Raw genomic sequence first — 17,808 nt, 5'->3', positions numbered from 1 at the left:
GATGCCGCGGCACTTCCTCCGTGACGACGACCTCAGTCCCGCTGAGCAGCTCGCCGTCCTCGACCTCGCCGACGAGTTGAAGAAACAGCCGCTCGGCGACGCCCTCGCCGGCCCGCGGACCATCGCGGCGATCTTCGAGAAGAACTCCACCCGCACCCGGTTCTCCTTCGAGGTGGGTATCGCCCAGCTGGGTGGCCACCCGGTGATCGTTGACGGGCGCACCATGCAGCTGGGCAGGGAGGAGACACTGGAGGACACCGCGCGGGTGCTGTCCAGGTACGTGGACGCCATCGTGTGGCGGACCTTCGGGCACGCCCGGATCGAGGAGTTCGCCTCGGCCGCGGACGTGCCGGTGGTGAACGCGCTCACCGACGAGTTCCACCCCTGCCAGATTCTCGCCGACCTGCAGACCGTGCGGCAGCGCCTGGGCAGGCTCGCCGGGCTGACCCTGACCTACCTCGGCGACGGCGCGAACAATATGGCGCATTCGTTGCTGCTCGGTGGGGTCACCGCGGGTATGCACGTGCGGGTGGCGGCTCCCGCCGGGTTCCACCCGCTGCCCTGGGTACTCGACGCGGTCGGTGCCCGGGCGGCCGAGACCGGCGGCAGCGCGACGGTGTTCACCGATCCGCAGGCCGCCGTGGACGGCGCGGACGTGGTGAGCACGGACGCATGGACCTCGATGGGGCAGGAGCACGACGGCAAGGACCGGGTGTCGCCGTTCTGGCCCTACCAGGTCAACACCGAACTGCTGGCCCGCACCGGCAAGAACACCATCGTGCTGCACGACCTGCCTGCGCACCGGGGCAGGGAGATCACCGACGAGGTGATCGACGGCCCGGCCAGCGCGGTGTGGGACGAGGCGGAGAACCGGCTGCACGCGCAGAAGGCCCTGCTGGTATGGCTGCTCGGTGCGGCGCAGGAGCGACGATGAGCAGGGCTTCCCGGCAGGCCAGGATCACCGAGCTGGTGTCCACGATGGCCATTCGCAGCCAGACCGAGCTGGCCAGGCTGCTTGCCGCGGAGGGGATCGAGGTCACCCAGGCCACCCTGTCCAGGGACCTGGACGAACTCGGTGCGGTCAAGCTACGCGGCGCCGATTCCGGTGCGCCGGTGTACGTGATCCCCGAGGACGGCAGCCCCGTGCGCGGGGTGCAGGGCGGGACCTCGCGGCTGTCCCGGCTGCTGGCCGAGTTGCTGGTCTCGGCCGACTACTCGGGCAACCTGACCGTACTGCGTACCCCGCCGGGCGCCGCGCAGTTCATGGCCAGCGCGATCGACCGGGCGGCGCTGGCCGAGGTCGTCGGCTCGATCGCGGGCGACGACACCATCGCGGTGATCGCCAGGGAACCGCTGACCGGGAAGGACCTGGCCGACCGCTTCGTCGCACTGGCGAGGCGATCATCTACTTTGGACGTTGAAGACAGCGAAGGAGACTACAGGTGACTGAGCGGATCGTGCTCGCCTACTCGGGTGGGCTGGACACTTCCGTGGCGATCGGCTGGATCGCCGAGGAGACCGGGGCCGAGGTGGTGGCGGTGGCCGTCGACCTCGGGCAGGGCGGCGAGGATCTGGAGACGATCCGCAAGCGTGCCCTCGACTGCGGCGCGGTGGAGGCCGTGGTCGCCGACGCGCGCGATGAGTTCGCCGACCAGTACTGCCTGCCGGCGCTGCAGGCCAACGCGCTCTACATGGACCGTTACCCGCTGGTGTCGGCGCTGTCCCGGCCGGTGATCGTCAAGCACCTCGCCGAGGCAGCCAAGTACCACGGCGCGGGCACGGTCGCGCATGGCTGCACCGGCAAGGGCAACGACCAGGTGCGGTTCGAGGTCGGCGTTGGCGCGCTCGCCCCGGACCTCAAGGTGATCGCTCCGGTCCGGGACTTCGCCTGGACCAGGGAGAAGGCCATTGCCTACGCCGAGGAGCGGGACCTGCCGATCGACGTCACCAAGAAGTCCCCGTTCTCGATCGACCAGAACGTGTGGGGCCGCGCGGTGGAGACCGGCTTCCTCGAGGACCTGTGGAACGCGCCGACCAAGGACGTCTACTCCTACACCGAGGACCCGACGGTGAACTGGCAGGCTCCGGACGAGGTGGTCATCACCTTCGACAAGGGCGTGCCGGTGGCAATCGACGGCGAGACCGTCACCATGCTGGAGGCCATCCAGCAGCTGAACCGGCGGGCAGGCGCGCACGGGATCGGGCGGCTGGACATGGTGGAGGACCGGCTGGTCGGTATCAAGAGCCGCGAGGTGTACGAGGCGCCGGGGGCCATCGCGCTGATCACCGCCCACCAGGAGCTGGAGAACGTCACGGTGGAGCGGGACCTGGCCCGGTTCAAGCGGCAGGTGGAGCAGCGCTGGGGAGAACTGGTCTACGACGGCCTGTGGTTCTCCCCGCTGAAGGAGGCGCTGGACGGGTTCGTCGGCACCGCCCAGGAGCACGTCTCCGGTGACATCCGGATGGTGCTGCACGGCGGCAACGTCACCGTCAACGGCAGGCGCAGTGAGCAGTCCCTCTACGATTTCAACCTGGCCACCTACGACGAGGGCGACACTTTCGACCAGTCCCTTGCCAAGGGCTTCGTCCAGCTGTGGGGCCTGCCCAGCAAGATCGCCGCCAAGCGGGACCAGAAGGCCTAGCGAACACGCACGGAGGACATGCAGGTGAGTGACAAGCAGCCGGTCGCGCTGTGGGGCGGCCGGTTCGCCAGTGGACCCGCGGAGGCGATGGCGGCGCTGAGCGCCTCCACTCATTTCGACTGGCGCCTGGCGCCCTACGACATCGCGGGTTCGCGCGCACATGCCAGGGTGCTGCACCGGGCGGGGCTGTTGAGCGCGGACGAACTCACCGGGATGCTGGCGGCGTTGGACACCCTGGCCGCGGATGTCGAGTCCGGCGCGTTCACCCCGACGGTCGCCGACGAGGACGTGCACACCGCACTGGAACGCGGGCTGCTGGAACGCGCGGGTACCGAGCTCGGCGGGAAGCTGCGGGCCGGTCGTTCCCGCAATGACCAGGTGGCTACCCAGTTCCGGATGTGGCTGGCCGACGCCGCGCGCCGGGTGGTCGCCGGCACCCTGGACGTGATCGAGGCGTTGCTGGCCCAGGCCCGGCGGTACCCCGACGCGGTGCTGCCAGGGCGGACTCATCTGCAGCATGCCCAGCCGGTCCTGCTCGCCCACCATCTGCTCGCCCATGCCCAGGCACTGCTGCGGGACGTCGGCAGGCTGCGGGACTGGGACGCCAGGGCGGCCGAGTCGCCGTACGGGTCGGGGGCGCTGGCCGGTTCCTCACTCGGGCTCGACCCCGAGGCGGTCGCCGCCGAACTGGGCTTCCCGGCCTCGGTTGACAACTCCATCGACGGCACGGCGTCCAGGGACTTCGCGGCCGAGTTCGGCTTCGCCGTCGCCATGCTGGGGGTGAACCTGTCCAGGATCGCCGAAGAGGTGATCATCTGGAACACCGCCGAGTTCGGCTACGTGACCCTGGACGACGCCTGGGCCACCGGCAGCTCGATCATGCCGCAGAAGAAGAACCCGGATGTGGCCGAGCTGACCAGGGGCAAGTCGGGCAGGTTGATCGGCAATCTCACCGGACTGCTGGCGACGCTCAAGGCGCAGCCGCTGGCGTACAACCGGGACCTCCAGGAGGACAAGGAACCGGTCTTCGACTCCGTCGAACAGCTCGAGCTGCTGTTCCCTGCGATCGCGGGCATGATCGGCACCCTCACCTTCCACACCGACCGGCTCGCCGCCATGGCGCCTGCCGGGTTCACCCTGGCCACCGATATCGCGGAATGGCTGGTGCGCGCGGGGGTACCGTTCCGGGTGGCGCACGAGGCGGCGGGAGAATGCGTGCGGGTCGCCGAGGGGCGGAACGCCGGGCTGGACGAGCTCACCGACGAGGAACTGGCACGGATCCACCCCACGCTCACCCCGAAGGTGCGCGAGGTGCTCACCGTGCCGGGTTCGATAGCGTCCAGGGACGCGCGCGGCGGCACCGCTCCGGCCAGGGTCGCCGAGCAGCGGGAACGCCTTGCCGCCGCGGTGGCCGAGCACCGCGCCTGGGCCGAGTGAAGGAACCGAGTAAGGAGTTGCCGGATCGGATCGCCCGAACAGGTCTTCAGCACCGAGGAGCTCGCCCGTGACCCGGTGGAGCTGGCCATCCGCCTGCTCGGCTGCGTGCTGGAGTCGCGGGTGCCGGAGGGCAGGGTACGGCTGCGGCTGACCGAGGTCGAGGCATACCGGGGCCAGGACGATCCGGCCTCGCACTGCTACCGCGGCCGGACCGCGCGCAACGAGGTGATGTGGGGTCCGGCCGGCCATCTGTACGTCTACTTCGTGTACGGGATGCACTTCTGTGCCAATGTGGTGGCGACCACCGAGGGCGAGGCGGGTGCGGTGCTGCTGCGCGCGGGGGAGGTCGTCTCCGGTGCCGAGCTGGCGCGCTCCCGCAGGCCCACGGCGAAGGGCAAGGGCGAGTTCGCCAGTGGGCCCGCCGTGCTCACCTCGATGCTCGGCCTCGGCCGGGAACACAACGGCATCGACCTGACCGCGCCGGACTCGCCGGTCCGGTTGTTCGCCGGACCACCGGTGCCCGCCGCCGAGATCAGCAGCGGGCCACGGGTCGGGGTGGTGGCCGCCATGGACGTTCCCTGGCGGTTCTGGCTCCCCGGTTCCCCTTCGATATCCGCCTATCGGCGCGCGGGCCGCGCTCAGCCCCGGCGACAAGCCGGTTGACCTGGTGGGAGAGTATCGATGCGTGAGCGAGCACATTCTTGACGAGCTGTCCTGGCGCGGGCTGATCGCGCAGTCCACCGACTTGGCCGCGCTGCGGCGTGACCTCGACGATGGGCCGCTCACCGTCTACGCCGGCTTCGACCCGACCGCGCCCAGCCTGCACGCCGGCCATCTGGTGCAGATGCTGGCGCTGCGCCGGTTCCAGAACGCCGGTCACCGGCCGGTGCTGCTGGCCGGCGGTGGTACCGGGCTGATCGGGGACCCACGTGAGGTCGGCGAGCGCACGCTGAACTCCGAGGAGACCGTCCGGGAATGGGCCGGCAGGCTGCGCGGGCAGCTGGCCCGCTTCCTCGACTTCGACCATCCCGAGGTGCCGCCGATCGAGGTGAACAACCTGGACTGGATCGGCCGGATGCCGGTGACCTCCTTCCTGCGGGACGTCGGCAAGCACTTCTCGATCAACACGATGCTGGCGCGGGACACGGTGAAGCGGAGGCTGGAAGGCGACGGCATCTCCTACACCGAGTTCAGCTACATGCTGCTGCAGGCCAACGACTACCGGGAGCTGTTCGAACGCTACGGGGTCCGGCTGCAGATCGGCGGTTCCGACCAGTGGGGCAACATCCTCGCCGGGGTGGACCTCATCCGGCGGGTGCACGGCGCGCAGGTGCACGCGCTGACCGCACCGTTGCTGACCGACGCCGAGGGCCGCAAGCTCGGTAAGTCCACAGGTGGCGGCAACATCTGGCTGGACCCGGAGCTGACCTCGCCGTACGCCTGGTACCAGTACTTCGTCAATCTCGGTGACGCCGAGGTGATCCCATGCCTGCGCATGCTCACCTTCCTCGACCGGGACGAGGTGGCCGAGCTGGAGACCGCCACCACGGAACGTCCGGCCGCGCGGCTGGCCCAGCGCAGGCTCGCCGGGGAACTCACCGATCTGGTGCACGGCTCCGAGCAGACCCGCCAGGTGATCGCCGCCAGCCAGGCGCTGTTCGGCCGGGGCGAACTCGCGGAACTGGAGCCGTCGACCCTGGACGCCGCGATGGCCGAGGTGCCGACCGGCGAGGTGCGGATGTCCGACCAGCCGACCATCGTGGACCTGCTCCTGGCGAGCGGCCTGGTGGACAGCAAGGGCGCGGCCCGCCGCACGGTGAAGGAGGGCGGTGCGTACGTGAACAACGTGAAGGTCGCAGGGGACGACTGGCGCCCCGCCGCCGAGGACGCGTTGCACGGGCGCTGGCTCGTGGTGCGCCGGGGCAAGCGGAACACGGCCGGGGTGAAGCTGCTCGGCTGAGCCGGGCTCCTGGGCCGGAAACGGGGTGTGACCTGGGGTTTCGCGTTAAGGGGACCCCCCTGTTTTCGGCCCCTTCCTGGACGTGTAATCTTCTCTTCGTCGCCAGGGAGACCGGGACGGCGGAGCGGGAAAGCCGCCCCAAAGGACCGGGTTACCAGGCAAGGGAACACGAACCAAGCTCCCACGGTTGTGGTAGAGTGGGTGGTCCCGACGGAGGCAGGACACCTACCCCCGGAAAATCGAGAGATTACCGATGCGGTAGGGTTTGCCCCGAACCAAAGACGAGAAACAACAGCGGTGAAGGTCGCTCGCGATTGGAACCGTGACGTGTTGCTTGAGAACTCAACAGTGTGCTTTGTGAACTAAGCCAGTAGAGCTTTATGTTTTTGACCCCTGTTGGGGTTTCTTTGAGATGGTGAGTCTCAGGGTTGAATTCATTGTTGGAGAGTTTGATCCTGGCTCAGGACGAACGCTGGCGGCGTGCTTAACACATGCAAGTCGAACGATGAAGCCCTTTCGGGGGTGGATTAGTGGCGAACGGGTGAGTAACACGTGGGTAATCTGCCCTGTACTTTGGGATAAGCCCGGGAAACTGGGTCTAATACCGGATAGGACCTTCTGCCGCATGGTGGGGGGTGGAAAGCTTCGGCGGTATGGGATGAACCCGCGGCCTATCAGCTTGTTGGTGGGGTGATGGCCTACCAAGGCGTCGACGGGTAGCCGGCCTGAGAGGGTGACCGGCCACACTGGGACTGAGACACGGCCCAGACTCCTACGGGAGGCAGCAGTGGGGAATATTGCACAATGGGCGGAAGCCTGATGCAGCGACGCCGCGTGAGGGATGACGGCCTTCGGGTTGTAAACCTCTTTCGCCAGGGACGAAGGGTGACTGACGGTACCTGGAGAAGAAGCACCGGCTAACTACGTGCCAGCAGCCGCGGTAATACGTAGGGTGCAAGCGTTGTCCGGAATTATTGGGCGTAAAGAGCTCGTAGGCGGTTTGTCGCGTCGGCCGTGAAAACTGGAGGCTTAACCTCCAGCTTGCGGTCGATACGGGCAGACTTGAGTTCGGTAGGGGAGACTGGAATTCCTGGTGTAGCGGTGGAATGCGCAGATATCAGGAGGAACACCGGTGGCGAAGGCGGGTCTCTGGGCCGATACTGACGCTGAGGAGCGAAAGCGTGGGGAGCGAACAGGATTAGATACCCTGGTAGTCCACGCTGTAAACGTTGGGCGCTAGGTGTGGGTGACTTCCACGTTGTCCGTGCCGTAGCTAACGCATTAAGCGCCCCGCCTGGGGAGTACGGCCGCAAGGCTAAAACTCAAAGGAATTGACGGGGGCCCGCACAAGCGGCGGAGCATGTGGATTAATTCGATGCAACGCGAAGAACCTTACCTGGGCTTGACATGCATCAGACAGCCTCAGAGATGGGGTTTCCCTTGTGGTTGGTGTACAGGTGGTGCATGGCTGTCGTCAGCTCGTGTCGTGAGATGTTGGGTTAAGTCCCGCAACGAGCGCAACCCTTGTCCTACGTTGCCAGCACGTTATGGTGGGGACTCGTGGGAGACTGCCGGGGTCAACTCGGAGGAAGGTGGGGATGACGTCAAGTCATCATGCCCCTTATGTCCAGGGCTTCACACATGCTACAATGGCTGGTACAGAGGGTGGCGATACCGTGAGGTGGAGCGAATCCCTTAAAGCCGGTCTCAGTTCGGATCGCAGTCTGCAACTCGACTGCGTGAAGTCGGAGTCGCTAGTAATCGCAGATCAGCAACGCTGCGGTGAATACGTTCCCGGGCCTTGTACACACCGCCCGTCACGTCATGAAAGTCGGTAACACCCGAAGCCCATGGCCCAACCCTTTTTGGGGGGAGTGGTCGAAGGTGGGACTGGCGATTGGGACGAAGTCGTAACAAGGTAGCCGTACCGGAAGGTGCGGCTGGATCACCTCCTTTCTAAGGAGCATGTCGCGTCCATGCCTGCCTCTTGTGGGTGGGTGTGGGGTGGGCCGCTTGATCCGGCGTGTGTCCGGATGGTGGTTTGCTCGAGGAATTGTGGACTACTGGTTGATGCTGGTTCTTGCTGTGGTGCTGGGTGAGTACTGCCCGTGGTGGGTGTGGAAAGGCTGGTGCTGTGGTGGGGGCTGGTGTTCGCGGGGTGCGCTGTTGGGTCCTGAGGCAGCACGTTGGTGTTGTTTCTGGGTGTGGTGTTTGAGAACTGTAGAGTGGATGCGAGCATCTTTGTGGTCAAGTTGTTAAGGGCACATGGTGGATGTCTGGGCATCAGGAGCCGATGAAGGACGTGGGAGGCTGCGATAAGCCTCGGGGAGCTGTCAACCGAGCTGAGATCCGAGGGTGTCCGAATGGGGTAACCCAGCACTCGTGATGGAGTGTTACCCGCACCTGAATGTATAGGGTGTGTGGAGGGAACGCGGGGAAGTGAAACATCTCAGTACCCGTAGGAAGAGAAAACAAGTGTGATTCCGTGAGTAGTGGTGAGCGAAAGCGGAGGAGGCTAAACCGTGCGCATGTCAAGCTGTCAGGTGTTGTGTGTGCGGTGTTGTGGGGTCCATTGGCCAGGGGCTGACACTCCTGGGGATGCGCGTGGTGGCTAGCGGAACCGTTTGGGATGGCGGACCGGAGTGGGTGAGAGTCCCGTACGCGAAAGCTGCGACGTTGTGTCTGGATGGTGTCCCCGAGTAGCAGCGAGCTCGTGGAATTTGCTGTGAATCTGCCGGGACCACCCGGTAAGCCTAAATACTTCCTGGTGACCGATAGCGGACGAGTACCGTGAGGGAAAGATGAAAAGTACCCCGGGAGGGGAGTGAAAGAGTACCTGAAACCGTGTGCCTACAAGCCGTCAGAGCCTTCGGGTGATGGCGTGCCTTTTGAAGAATGAGCCTGCGAGTCAGTGCTGCGTGGCGAGGTTAACCCGTGTGGGGTAGTCGTAGCGAAAGCGAGTCTGAATAGGGCGATGGAGTCGCGTGGTCTGGACCCGAAGCGGAGTGATCTACCCATGGCCAGGGTGAAGCGCCGGTAAGACGGTGTGGAGGCCCGAACCCACCAGGGTTGAAAACCTGGGGGATGAGCTGTGGGTAGGGGTGAAAGGCCAATCAAACTCCGTGATAGCTGGTTCTCCCCGAAATGCATTTAGGTGCAGCGTCGCATGTTTCACGCCTGGGGTAGAGCTACTGGGTGGTCGAGGGGCCTTACCGGGTTACCGACATCAACCAAACTCCGAATACGGGTGTGTGAGAGTGCGGCAGTGAGACGGTGGGGGATAAGCTTCATCGTCGAGAGGGAAACAGCCCAGAGCGCCAGCTAAGGCCCCTAAGTGTGTGCTGAGTGGAAAAGGATGTGGGATTGCCGAGACAACCAGGAGGTTGGCTTAGAAGCAGCCATCCTTGAAAGAGTGCGTAATAGCTCACTGGTCAAGTGGTCCTGCGCCGACAATGTAGCGGGGCTAAGCACACCGCCGAAGCTGTGTCACTCACACTTGTGATCCGCCGCTGTCCTTCGGGGTGGTGGTGTAGTCGTGTGGGTGGGTAGGGGAGCGTCCTGCATCCGGTGAAGCCACGGTGGAAACCAGTGGTGGAGGGTGTGGGAGTGAGAATGCAGGCATGAGTAGCGAAAGCAGAGTGAGAATCTCTGCCGCCGGATGACCAAGGGTTCCTGGGCCAGGCTGTTCCGCCCAGGGTAAGTCGGGACCTAAGGCGAGGCCGACAGGCGTAGTCGATGGACAACGGGTTGATATTCCCGTACCCGCGTGTGTGCGTCCCTGGTGAGGCAGGTGAGACTAACCACCCGAAGCTGCGTGTCCCTTTCGGGGGTGCGTGGTGGAGCGTGGGACCTGATCTTGTAGTAGCCAAGTGATGGGGTGACGCAGGAAGGTAGCCCCGCCAGTGAGTGGTAGTACTGGTGTAAGCGTGTAGGGAGCGGTGTAGGCAAATCCGCGCCGTGTTTTCCTGAGACGTGATGCGTAGCCGAGTGAGGCGAAGTAGGGTGATCCTATGCTGCCGAGAAAAGCCTCTAGCGAGTGCACATGTGGCCCGTACCCCAAACCAACACAGGTGGTCAGGTAGAGAATACTAAGGCGAGCGGGTGAACTGTGGTTAAGGAACTCGGCAAAATGCCCCCGTAACTTCGGGAGAAGGGGGGCCAGAGCACCTGAAGCCCTGTGCGGGCTAGGGTGAGTTGGCCGCAGAGACCAGCGGAAAGCGACTGTTTACTAAAAACACAGGTCCGTGCGAAGAAGCAATTCGATGTATACGGACTGACGCCTGCCCGGTGCTGGAACGTTAAGAGGACCGGTTAGCCCTTTCGGGGGCGAAGCTGAGAATTTAAGCGCCAGTAAACGGCGGTGGTAACTATAACCATCCTAAGGTAGCGAAATTCCTTGTCGGGTAAGTTCCGACCTGCACGAATGGCGTAACGACTTTCCGGCTGTCTCAACCACAGGCCCGGCGAAATTGCATTACGAGTAAAGATGCTCGTTACGCGCGGCAGGACGGAAAGACCCCGGGACCTTTACTACAGTTTGGTATTGGTTTTCGGTTCGGCTTGTGTAGGATAGGTGGGAGACTGTGAAGCTGGCACGCTAGTGTTGGTGGAGTCGTTGTTGAAATACCACTCTGGTCGAATGGGGAATCTGAACCTCGGGCCATGATCTGGTTCAGGGACAGTGCCTGATGGGTAGTTTAACTGGGGCGGTTGCCTCCTAAAGGGTAACGGAGGCGCCCAAAGGTTCCCTCAGCCTGGTTGGCAATCAGGTGTTTGAGTGTAAGTGCACAAGGGAGCTTGACTGTGAGACTGACGGGTCGAGCAGGGACGAAAGTCGGGACTAGTGATCCGGCACCTCCTGGTGGAAGGGGTGTCGCTCAACGGATAAAAGGTACCCCGGGATAACAGGCTGATCTTGCCCAAGAGTCCATATCGACGGCATGGTTTGGCACCTCGATGTCGGCTCGTCGCATCCTGGGGCCGGAGTAGGTCCCAAGGGTTGGGCTGTTCGCCCATTAAAGCGGCACGCGAGCTGGGTTTAGAACGTCGTGAGACAGTTCGGTCCCTATCCGCCGCGCGCGTAGGAGACTTGAGGAAGGCTGTCCCTAGTACGAGAGGACCGGGACGGACGAACCTCTGGTATGTCAGTTGTCCCGCCAGGGGCACGGCTGGTTGGCTACGTTCGGAAGGGATAACCGCTGAAGGCATCTAAGCGGGAAGCCTGTTCCAAGATGAGGTCTCCCACCCCGTTGTGGGTTAAGGCCCCCGTGAGATGAGCGGGTTGATAGGCCAGAGATGGAAGCGCAGTAATGTGTGGAGTTGACTGGTACTAATAGGCCGAGGGCTTGCCCACAAAGGTGTTACGCATCCGCTCTACGGTTCTGAAACACCACACTTGTGTGTGTTTCGGAGAGTTTCGGTGGTTATAGCGGTGGGGAAACGCCCGGTCCCATTCCGAACCCGGAAGCTAAGCCCACCAGCGCCGATGGTACTGCACTCGAAGGGGTGTGGGAGAGTAGGACACCGCCGAGCACCCTTTCCAAAGGGCCCGCTAGGGTAGTCGATTGGCTCCCTGGCGGGCCCTTTGTGTATGTCCAGATCATGGAGGAGAACAGGTGTCCGAGCACGGTCGACGCGACTCGGCGGGCGACGGCGAGTCCGGGCGGCCGCGAAAGAAGGATCAGCCTGGGGGCGGAAGGCCTCCTCGTTCCGGGAACGGACCGGGCGGCCGGGGGCAAGGCAAGGATGGTCATCGGGAACGCGACCGCTTCCACCGCGACCGGCGGCAGGACGGCGACCGGCAGGAGCGCGGGCGCGGCGGCCCGGATCGGCCGGATCGGGACAGGCAAGAGCAGAAACGAAGGGACGGCGACCGGGAACGTCCTCGCCCCGGTCGCGACCGGCGCGAGGACGCCCGCGGTGGTGAAGCCCGCGGGGACCGGCCGTACCGCGGTGACCGGCGGGACGGCAACCGTGGGGAGGGCCGCACCGGATCCGGCGGACGGTTCCGTGACGAGCGGGGAGGCCGTCCCGACGCACGCGAACAGGGCCAGCACGGTCGCCCGCACCGCGACCGGCAGGACCGGCAGGATCAGCGCCCCCATCGCGACCAGGACCAGCGGCACCGGCCGGGCACCGGGAACCAGCGTCCCGACCGCAAGCGTGAACAGCAGCGCGATCCGCGCCCACGGCAGCCAGCCGATGACGCCGCGGTGGCTGAGGAACTGCTCGCCGCACCGGAGCTACCCGAGGATGTCGAGTTCACCGACCTGGACGAGGAGGTGCGCCGCGAGCTGCGCACCCTGCCACGGGACCTCGCCGAGCGGATCGGCAAGCACCTCGCCGCCGCGGGTGGGCTGATCGACGTCGACCCGGAGGCGGCGCTCGAACACGCCAGGTACGCCAAGACCAAGGCCTCCCGGGTACCGGTCGTGCGCGAGGCGGTCGGCCTGACCGCCTATCACGCGGGCAAGTGGTCCGAAGCCCTTTCCGAACTGCGCGCGGTGCGCCGGATGGCCCGCACGGATGTGCACATCGCGATCATCGCCGACGCCGAGCGGGCGCTCGGCCGCCCGGAACGCGCACTCGACCTCGCCAGAGAAACCGACCTGAGCCGGCTCCCGCAGGAGGTGCAGGTCGAGCTGCGGATCGTGGCCGCGGGCGCGCGCCGCGACCTCGGCCAGCTCGACGCGGCCGTGGTCTCCCTGCAAGGTACCGACCTGGACCCCGCGGCACGGCACCCGTGGAGCGCCCGGCTCTTCTACGCCTACGCCGACAACCTGCTCGCGGCCGGGCGCGAGCAGGAGGCGGTGCGCTGGTTCCTGCACGCGGCCGAAGCCGACGAGCACGAGGAGACCGACGCCGCGGAACGGGCAGCGGAACTCGGCAATGGTTGATCAGGTAATGCCTGACCAGGCCCGGCGGCACGACGCGATGCTGTTCGACCTCGACGGCACCCTGTACCACGGGAGCAGCCCGATTCCCGGTGCCGCGGAAGCGGTCAACGGGGTGCGGGCGGCGGGTGTCCCGGTCCGGTTCGTCACCAACAACGCCGCCAAGGCCGCCGCCGCGGTCGCCGAGCATCTGACCGGACTCGGCATCACCGCCGAGGTCGGCGAGATCAGCACCAGCTCGCAGGCCGCAGCCGCGGTGCTCGGCGAACGGCTGCCCGTGGACGCCGCGGTACTGGTGGTCGGCACCGGCGCACTGGCAGGGGAAGTCGCCGCGGCCGGGCTGCGCCCGGTGCGCGAGGCCTCTCCGGAGGTGGCGGCCGTGGTCCAGGGCCACTCCCCGGACACCGGCTGGGCCGACCTCGCCGAGGCCTGTGTCGCCATCCGGGCCGGTGCGCTGTGGGTCGCCTGCAATGTGGACCCCACCCTGCCCACCGAGCGGGGGCAACTGCCGGGCAACGGCTCGATGGTCGCCGCCCTGCGCACCGCCACCGGCCACGAGCCGCTGGTCGCGGGCAAACCCGAGCCCCCGTTGTTCCGTGCCGCGGCGAGCTCCGCCGGCGCCACCTCCGCCCTGGTCGTCGGGGACCGGCTGGACACCGACATCGCGGGCGCGGTGCGTGCGGGGCTCGAGGCGCTGGTTGTGCTCACCGGGGTCACCACCCCCGCGGCGCTGCTCGCCGCGGGCCCAGCCGAACGCCCGCAGTACCTCGCCGCCGACCTCACCGCGCTCGGCACGCCGGTGGACGAACTGCGGATCGAGCCCAAACCCGGCTGGACGGTCGAGCCCGCGAACCCGGCGTTCACCGTGTCCGGCGACGGCGAACCCCTCGACCTGCTTCGTACACTCTGTGCCACGGCGTGGCGGCACGGTGACCGCGGGCTCGAGCCGCTTGATCGACACTCCCGCACGGCCCTCGCCGAGCTGGGCCTGGCCTGATCCGCGCACGATCGGGTCGCGCCATCGGCTAGCGTTGACGCGTGCACGAACAGACGAACCCGGAACCGCAGGAACAGGCGCAGCCGCAGGACACCGACCCGCGGGCAGGCATCGACGAGGCCGTCGCGGGTATCGAGGACCTGGCGGACCTACCGCTCGCCGAGCACGTCGAGCGCTTCGACGCGGTGCACACCGAGCTGACCGTCGCGCTGTCCAGCATCGACAAGGTCTAGCCCATGCCGCGCAGGGCGCGCCTGGACGCCGAGCTGGTGCGCCGGGGCCTCGCTCGCTCGAGGGACCAGGCCGCCTCGCTGATCAGCGAGGGCAAGGTCACCGTGCGCGGCATGGTGGCCCACAAGGCCGCCACCGGCGTGGAACTCGACGCGCCGATCGTCGTGCGGGTGGAGGACGATCCGGGCTGGGCGTCCCGGGGGGCGCACAAGCTGCTGGGTGCCCTGCGCGAGTTCATGCCGCGCGGGCTGTCGGTCAGCGGCAAACGCTGCCTCGACGCGGGCGCATCCACCGGCGGTTTCACCGACGTCCTGCTCAGGGAGGGCGCGGGAACGGTGGTCGCGGCGGACGTCGGGCGCGGGCTGCTGGACTGGCGGCTGCGCACCGACGAACGGGTGCACGTGCTGGACCGGACGAACGTGCGCGGCCTTTCCGCGGAGCAGATCGGCGGAGCGGTCGACCTGGTCGTGGCCGACCTGTCCTTCATCTCCCTGCGCCTGGTGCTGCCCGCCCTGCTGGCCTGCACCGCCGAGCAGGCCGATCTGCTGCCGATGGTCAAGCCCCAGTTCGAGGTCGGCAGGCAGCGGCTGGGCAGCGGCGGGGTGGTGCGCGAACCTGAGCTGCGGGTGGAGGCCGTCAGCACCGTGCTGACCGAGGCCTGCGCCCTCGGCCTGCGCCCGCTCGGGGTGGTGGCGAGCCCGCTGCCAGGCCCTTCCGGCAACGTCGAGTACTTCGCCTGGCTGCGGCGGGCGGCGGCCGGGTCCGCTATGGACAATACGGGCGAGCCGGACATTGCCCGGCTCGCCCGTACCGCGGTTCAGGAGGGGCCTTCGTGATCGAGGAAACCGAGCGGCGCGAGGTATTGCTCGTCGTCCACCCGGACCGGGACGCGACCCGGCCCGCCGCCCGCGAGGTCGCCGCCCGGCTCGCCGAGGCCGGCATCCGGCTGCGGGTACTGGACGAGGACGTGCGCGAACTCATCAAGCCCGATGGCGCTGGCGCGCCCTGCATGGTGGTCGGTCCGGAGTCCGAACCGGCTGCCGGCACGGAGCTGGTGCTGGTGCTGGGCGGGGACGGGACCCTGCTGCGAGCCGCCGAGCTGGCGCGCCCCGCGGGGGTGCCGCTGCTCGGCGTCAACCTCGGCAGGGTCGGCTTCCTCACCGAGGCGGACTCCGACGCGCTCACCGACACCGTGCACCGGGTGGTGGAACGCCGGTACCGGGTCGAGCAGCGGATGACCATCGACGTCACGGTGAGCATGAACGGTGACCTGGTGGCCCGGACCTGGGCCCTGAACGAGGCCAGCGTGGAGAAGAGCACCAGGGAACGCATCCTGGACGCGCTCATCGAGGTGGACGGCAGGCCGGTGTCCTCCTTCGGCTGTGACGGCGTGCTGTGCGCCACGCCGACCGGCTCCACCGCCTACGCCTTCTCCGCGGGCGGCCCGGTGATCTGGCCCGAGGTCGAGGCGCTGCTGGTGGTGCCGAGCAACGCGCACGCCATGTTCTCCCGGCCGCTGGTGGTGTCCCGCAGCTCGGTCATCACCGTGGAGGTCGACCCGGATGGCTCACCCGCCGTGCTCACCTGCGACGGCCTGCGCCACCTCGAGGTACCGCCGGGCGCCAGGGTCCAGGTCGTCTGGGGCCGGGTGCCGGTGCGGCTGGCCCGGCTGTGGGACGGCCCGTTCACCGACCGCCTGGTACGCAAGTTCTCCCTGCCGGTGAAGAGCTGGCGCGAACGGCACGCCCACTCCCGCTGAAGGGGCGATTCCTGCTGTCGGTGCGAGCGACTACGGTGGTGCCGTGCTTGCCGAGATGCGCATCCAGGGCCTCGGGGTCATCGAGGAGGCCCTGCTCGAACTGCACCCGGGGTTCACCGTGGTCACCGGGGAGACCGGCGCGGGCAAGACCATGGTGGTCACCGGGCTGCACCTGCTGTCCGGTGGCCGTTCCGAGGCCTCCAAGGTGCGTACCGGGTCGACCAAGGCTTCCGTCGAGGGCCGGTTCGCGGGGATCGAGAGCGAACAGGCCCGCGAGCTCATCACCGGAGCCGGTGCCGATATCGACGAGGACGGCAGCGTGATCGCGTTGCGCTCGGTCGGTTCCGACGGGCGTTCCCGCGCCCACCTCGGCGGCCGCTCCGTTCCGGTCGGGGTGCTGTCCGACCTCTCCGAGCAGCTGCTCGCCGTGCACGGGCAGAACGACCAGCTCCGGCTGATGCGGCCGGCCGAGCAGCGCGCGGTCATCGACCGGTTCGCGGGTGAGTCGGTGGCCGAGCCGCTGGCCGAGTACCGCAGGGTACGCGAGGAATGGATCGCCGTGGTGGCCGAGCTCGCCGAGCGTTCCAACCGTTCCCGCGAGCTGGCCCAGCAGGCCGACCTGCTGCGGCACGGCCTCACCGAGATCGAGGCCGTCGATCCCGCGGCAGGTGAGGACGGCGCGCTCACCGAGGAGATCAAACGGCTGACCGCGGTGGATGAGCTGCGGGCGGCCGCGGGCAGCGCGCAGGCCGCGGTCGCGGGTGCCGGCGACGGCGATCCGGACGTGCCCAACGCGCTGAGCCTGCTCGCCGACGCCCAGCGCAGGCTCGGCGCGGCGGAGGACTCCGTGCTGCGGGCGCTGGAGCCACGGCTGGCCGAGGCCGCGGTGCTGCTCTCCGAGGTGGGCGCCGAGCTCGGCACTTACCTGGAGAGCCTGGACGCCGACCCGGAGCGGCTGGAGCAGGTGCTGGCCCGCCAGGCCGAGCTGAAACGGCTCACCCGCAAGTACGCGGCCGATGTGGACGGCGTGCTCGCCTGGGCGGAGGACGCCCGGCGCAGGTTGTCCACAATGGATGTCTCCGAGGAGGCGCTGGCCGAGCTGGCCGCGCGGCGGGACGAGCTTGCCGAGCAGCTGGCCGGGCACGCCACCAGGCTGTCCAGCGAGCGGGCGAGCGCCGCGGCCGAACTGGCCACCGCCATCACCGCCGAGCTCTCCGGCCTGGCCATGGGGCAGGCCGAGATCGAGGTCACCGTGCGCAACCGGGCCGCCGAGGCGAACGACCCGCATGCCCTGCGGGTCGGCGAGGAGACGCTGCACGCGGGCGCGGACGGCGTGGACGAGGTCGAACTGCTGCTGCGCGCGCATTCTGGCGCGCCACCGCTGCCGGTGCACAAGGCGGCTTCCGGTGGTGAGCTCTCCCGGGTGATGCTCGCCATCGAGGTGGTGCTCGCGCACGCCGACACCGTGCCCACCCTGGTGTTCGACGAGGTCGACGCGGGCGTCGGCGGCAGGGCCGCGGTGGAGATCGGCAGGCGGCTGGCGAAGCTGGCGCGCAGCCATCAGGTGCTGGTGGTCACCCACCTTCCGCAGGTCGCCGCGTTCGCCGACCAGCACCTGGTGGTGGACAAGGGCACCTCGGGCGGCGTCACCCGTAGCGGGGTCACGGTGCTGCAGGAGTCCGAGCGGGTGCTGGAACTGGCCCGGATGCTGGCCGGAATGGACAGTACCGAGACCGGAAGGGCGCACGCCGAGGAACTGCTCGCCGCCGCCGCGGCGGACAAAGCCAGCGCGGCCGAAAAGCGCCCCGGCCAGGGCCGCGGAGCGAAGAAAAAGGGCGGCAAAGCGAAGAACGGAACCTAGCGGGTTTCCCATCGTCTCTCGCTCGCCC

12 protein-coding genes and 3 rRNA genes are annotated in these 17,808 nt (G+C 67.4%); all 15 read left to right on the top strand.

Annotated features, from left to right (window positions below; translation table 11 throughout):
- The first annotated feature begins 1 nt into the window (after position 1).
- The 15 genes from argF to recN all read left to right on the top strand — a co-directional run bounded on the left by argF (position 2) and on the right by recN (position 17,780).
- The gene (gene argF / locus KOI47_RS22030) at positions 2–934 is read left to right on the top strand and encodes an ornithine carbamoyltransferase (RefSeq protein WP_216206674.1); all 933 of its coding nucleotides are present in this window, start codon (positions 2–4) and stop codon (positions 932–934) included.
- Positions 931–1,446 (top strand): arginine repressor, encoded by a 516-nt coding sequence (locus tag KOI47_RS22025; RefSeq protein WP_216206671.1) that lies wholly within the window; start codon positions 931–933, stop codon positions 1,444–1,446. The genes argF and KOI47_RS22025 overlap by 4 nt, the downstream gene beginning before the upstream one ends.
- Complete coding sequence (locus tag KOI47_RS22020) at positions 1,443–2,642, top strand: argininosuccinate synthase (protein ID WP_216206668.1); 1,200 nt, start codon at positions 1,443–1,445, stop codon at positions 2,640–2,642. Before KOI47_RS22025 ends, KOI47_RS22020 begins: the two co-directional genes overlap by 4 nt.
- A gap of 24 nt (positions 2,643–2,666) precedes the next feature.
- Positions 2,667–4,079 carry an argininosuccinate lyase gene (gene argH / locus KOI47_RS22015; protein WP_269756646.1) on the top strand — a complete coding sequence of 471 codons (1,413 nt, stop codon included), beginning with the start codon at positions 2,667–2,669 and terminating at the stop codon, positions 4,077–4,079.
- A 24-nt stretch (positions 4,080–4,103) separates the two neighbouring features.
- Positions 4,104–4,742 carry a DNA-3-methyladenine glycosylase gene (locus KOI47_RS22010; RefSeq protein WP_216217463.1) on the top strand — a complete coding sequence of 213 codons (639 nt, stop codon included), beginning with the start codon at positions 4,104–4,106 and terminating at the stop codon, positions 4,740–4,742.
- 22 nt (positions 4,743–4,764) lie between these two features.
- A complete protein-coding gene (gene tyrS, locus KOI47_RS22005; protein ID WP_216206661.1) occupies positions 4,765–6,039 on the top strand; it encodes a tyrosine--tRNA ligase in 1,275 nt (424 codons plus the stop codon).
- 437 nt (positions 6,040–6,476) lie between these two features.
- Positions 6,477–7,995: ribosomal RNA gene (locus KOI47_RS22000) — 16S ribosomal RNA — on the top strand.
- Positions 7,996–8,284: 289 nt separating this feature from the next.
- A 23S ribosomal RNA gene (locus tag KOI47_RS21995) occupies positions 8,285–11,392 on the top strand.
- A gap of 62 nt (positions 11,393–11,454) precedes the next feature.
- Positions 11,455–11,571, top strand: a 5S ribosomal RNA gene (gene rrf / locus KOI47_RS21990).
- Together the 16S, 23S and 5S rRNA genes form the textbook arrangement of a ribosomal RNA operon.
- An 83-nt stretch (positions 11,572–11,654) precedes the next feature.
- Positions 11,655–12,935, top strand: a complete 1,281-nt coding sequence (locus KOI47_RS35800) for a hypothetical protein (protein WP_232376165.1) — start codon at positions 11,655–11,657, stop codon at positions 12,933–12,935.
- Positions 12,936–12,942: 7 nt separating this feature from the next.
- Positions 12,943–13,929, top strand: a complete 987-nt coding sequence (locus KOI47_RS21980) for an HAD-IIA family hydrolase (protein ID WP_216206659.1) — start codon at positions 12,943–12,945, stop codon at positions 13,927–13,929.
- 41 nt (positions 13,930–13,970) lie between these two features.
- Positions 13,971–14,162: a hypothetical protein gene (locus tag KOI47_RS21975; RefSeq protein WP_216206657.1), complete on the top strand. Its 192-nt coding sequence runs from the start codon at positions 13,971–13,973 to the stop codon at positions 14,160–14,162.
- Between the two features lie 3 nt (positions 14,163–14,165).
- The gene (locus KOI47_RS21970; protein ID WP_216206654.1) at positions 14,166–14,996 is read left to right on the top strand and encodes a TlyA family RNA methyltransferase; all 831 of its coding nucleotides are present in this window, start codon (positions 14,166–14,168) and stop codon (positions 14,994–14,996) included.
- Positions 14,996–15,919 carry an NAD kinase gene (locus KOI47_RS21965; protein WP_216217461.1) on the top strand — a complete coding sequence of 308 codons (924 nt, stop codon included), beginning with the start codon at positions 14,996–14,998 and terminating at the stop codon, positions 15,917–15,919. Before KOI47_RS21970 ends, KOI47_RS21965 begins: the two co-directional genes overlap by 1 nt.
- 43 nt (positions 15,920–15,962) lie before the next feature.
- Positions 15,963–17,780, top strand: coding sequence for a DNA repair protein RecN (recN, locus tag KOI47_RS21960; protein WP_216206651.1), 1,818 nt, complete (start codon positions 15,963–15,965; stop codon positions 17,778–17,780).
- The last annotated feature ends 28 nt before the right edge of the window (positions 17,781–17,808 follow it).

Origin of the sequence: Amycolatopsis aidingensis, assembly GCF_018885265.1 — a bacterium.
GTDB classification, from domain to species: domain Bacteria; phylum Actinomycetota; class Actinomycetes; order Mycobacteriales; family Pseudonocardiaceae; genus Amycolatopsis; species Amycolatopsis aidingensis.
The sequence above is the reverse complement of the archived record's forward strand: the minus strand, read 5'-3'. Positions and strand labels throughout refer to the sequence as shown.

Coding starts and splice junctions, on each gene's coding strand:
- argF (WP_216206674.1), top strand. CDS start 2: ATGCCGCGGCACTTCCTCCGTGACGACGACCTCAGTCCCGCTGAGCAG.
- KOI47_RS22025 (WP_216206671.1), top strand. CDS start 931: ATGAGCAGGGCTTCCCGGCAGGCCAGGATCACCGAGCTGGTGTCCACG.
- KOI47_RS21980 (WP_216206659.1), top strand. CDS start 12,943: ATGCCTGACCAGGCCCGGCGGCACGACGCGATGCTGTTCGACCTCGAC.
- KOI47_RS21970 (WP_216206654.1), top strand. CDS start 14,166: ATGCCGCGCAGGGCGCGCCTGGACGCCGAGCTGGTGCGCCGGGGCCTC.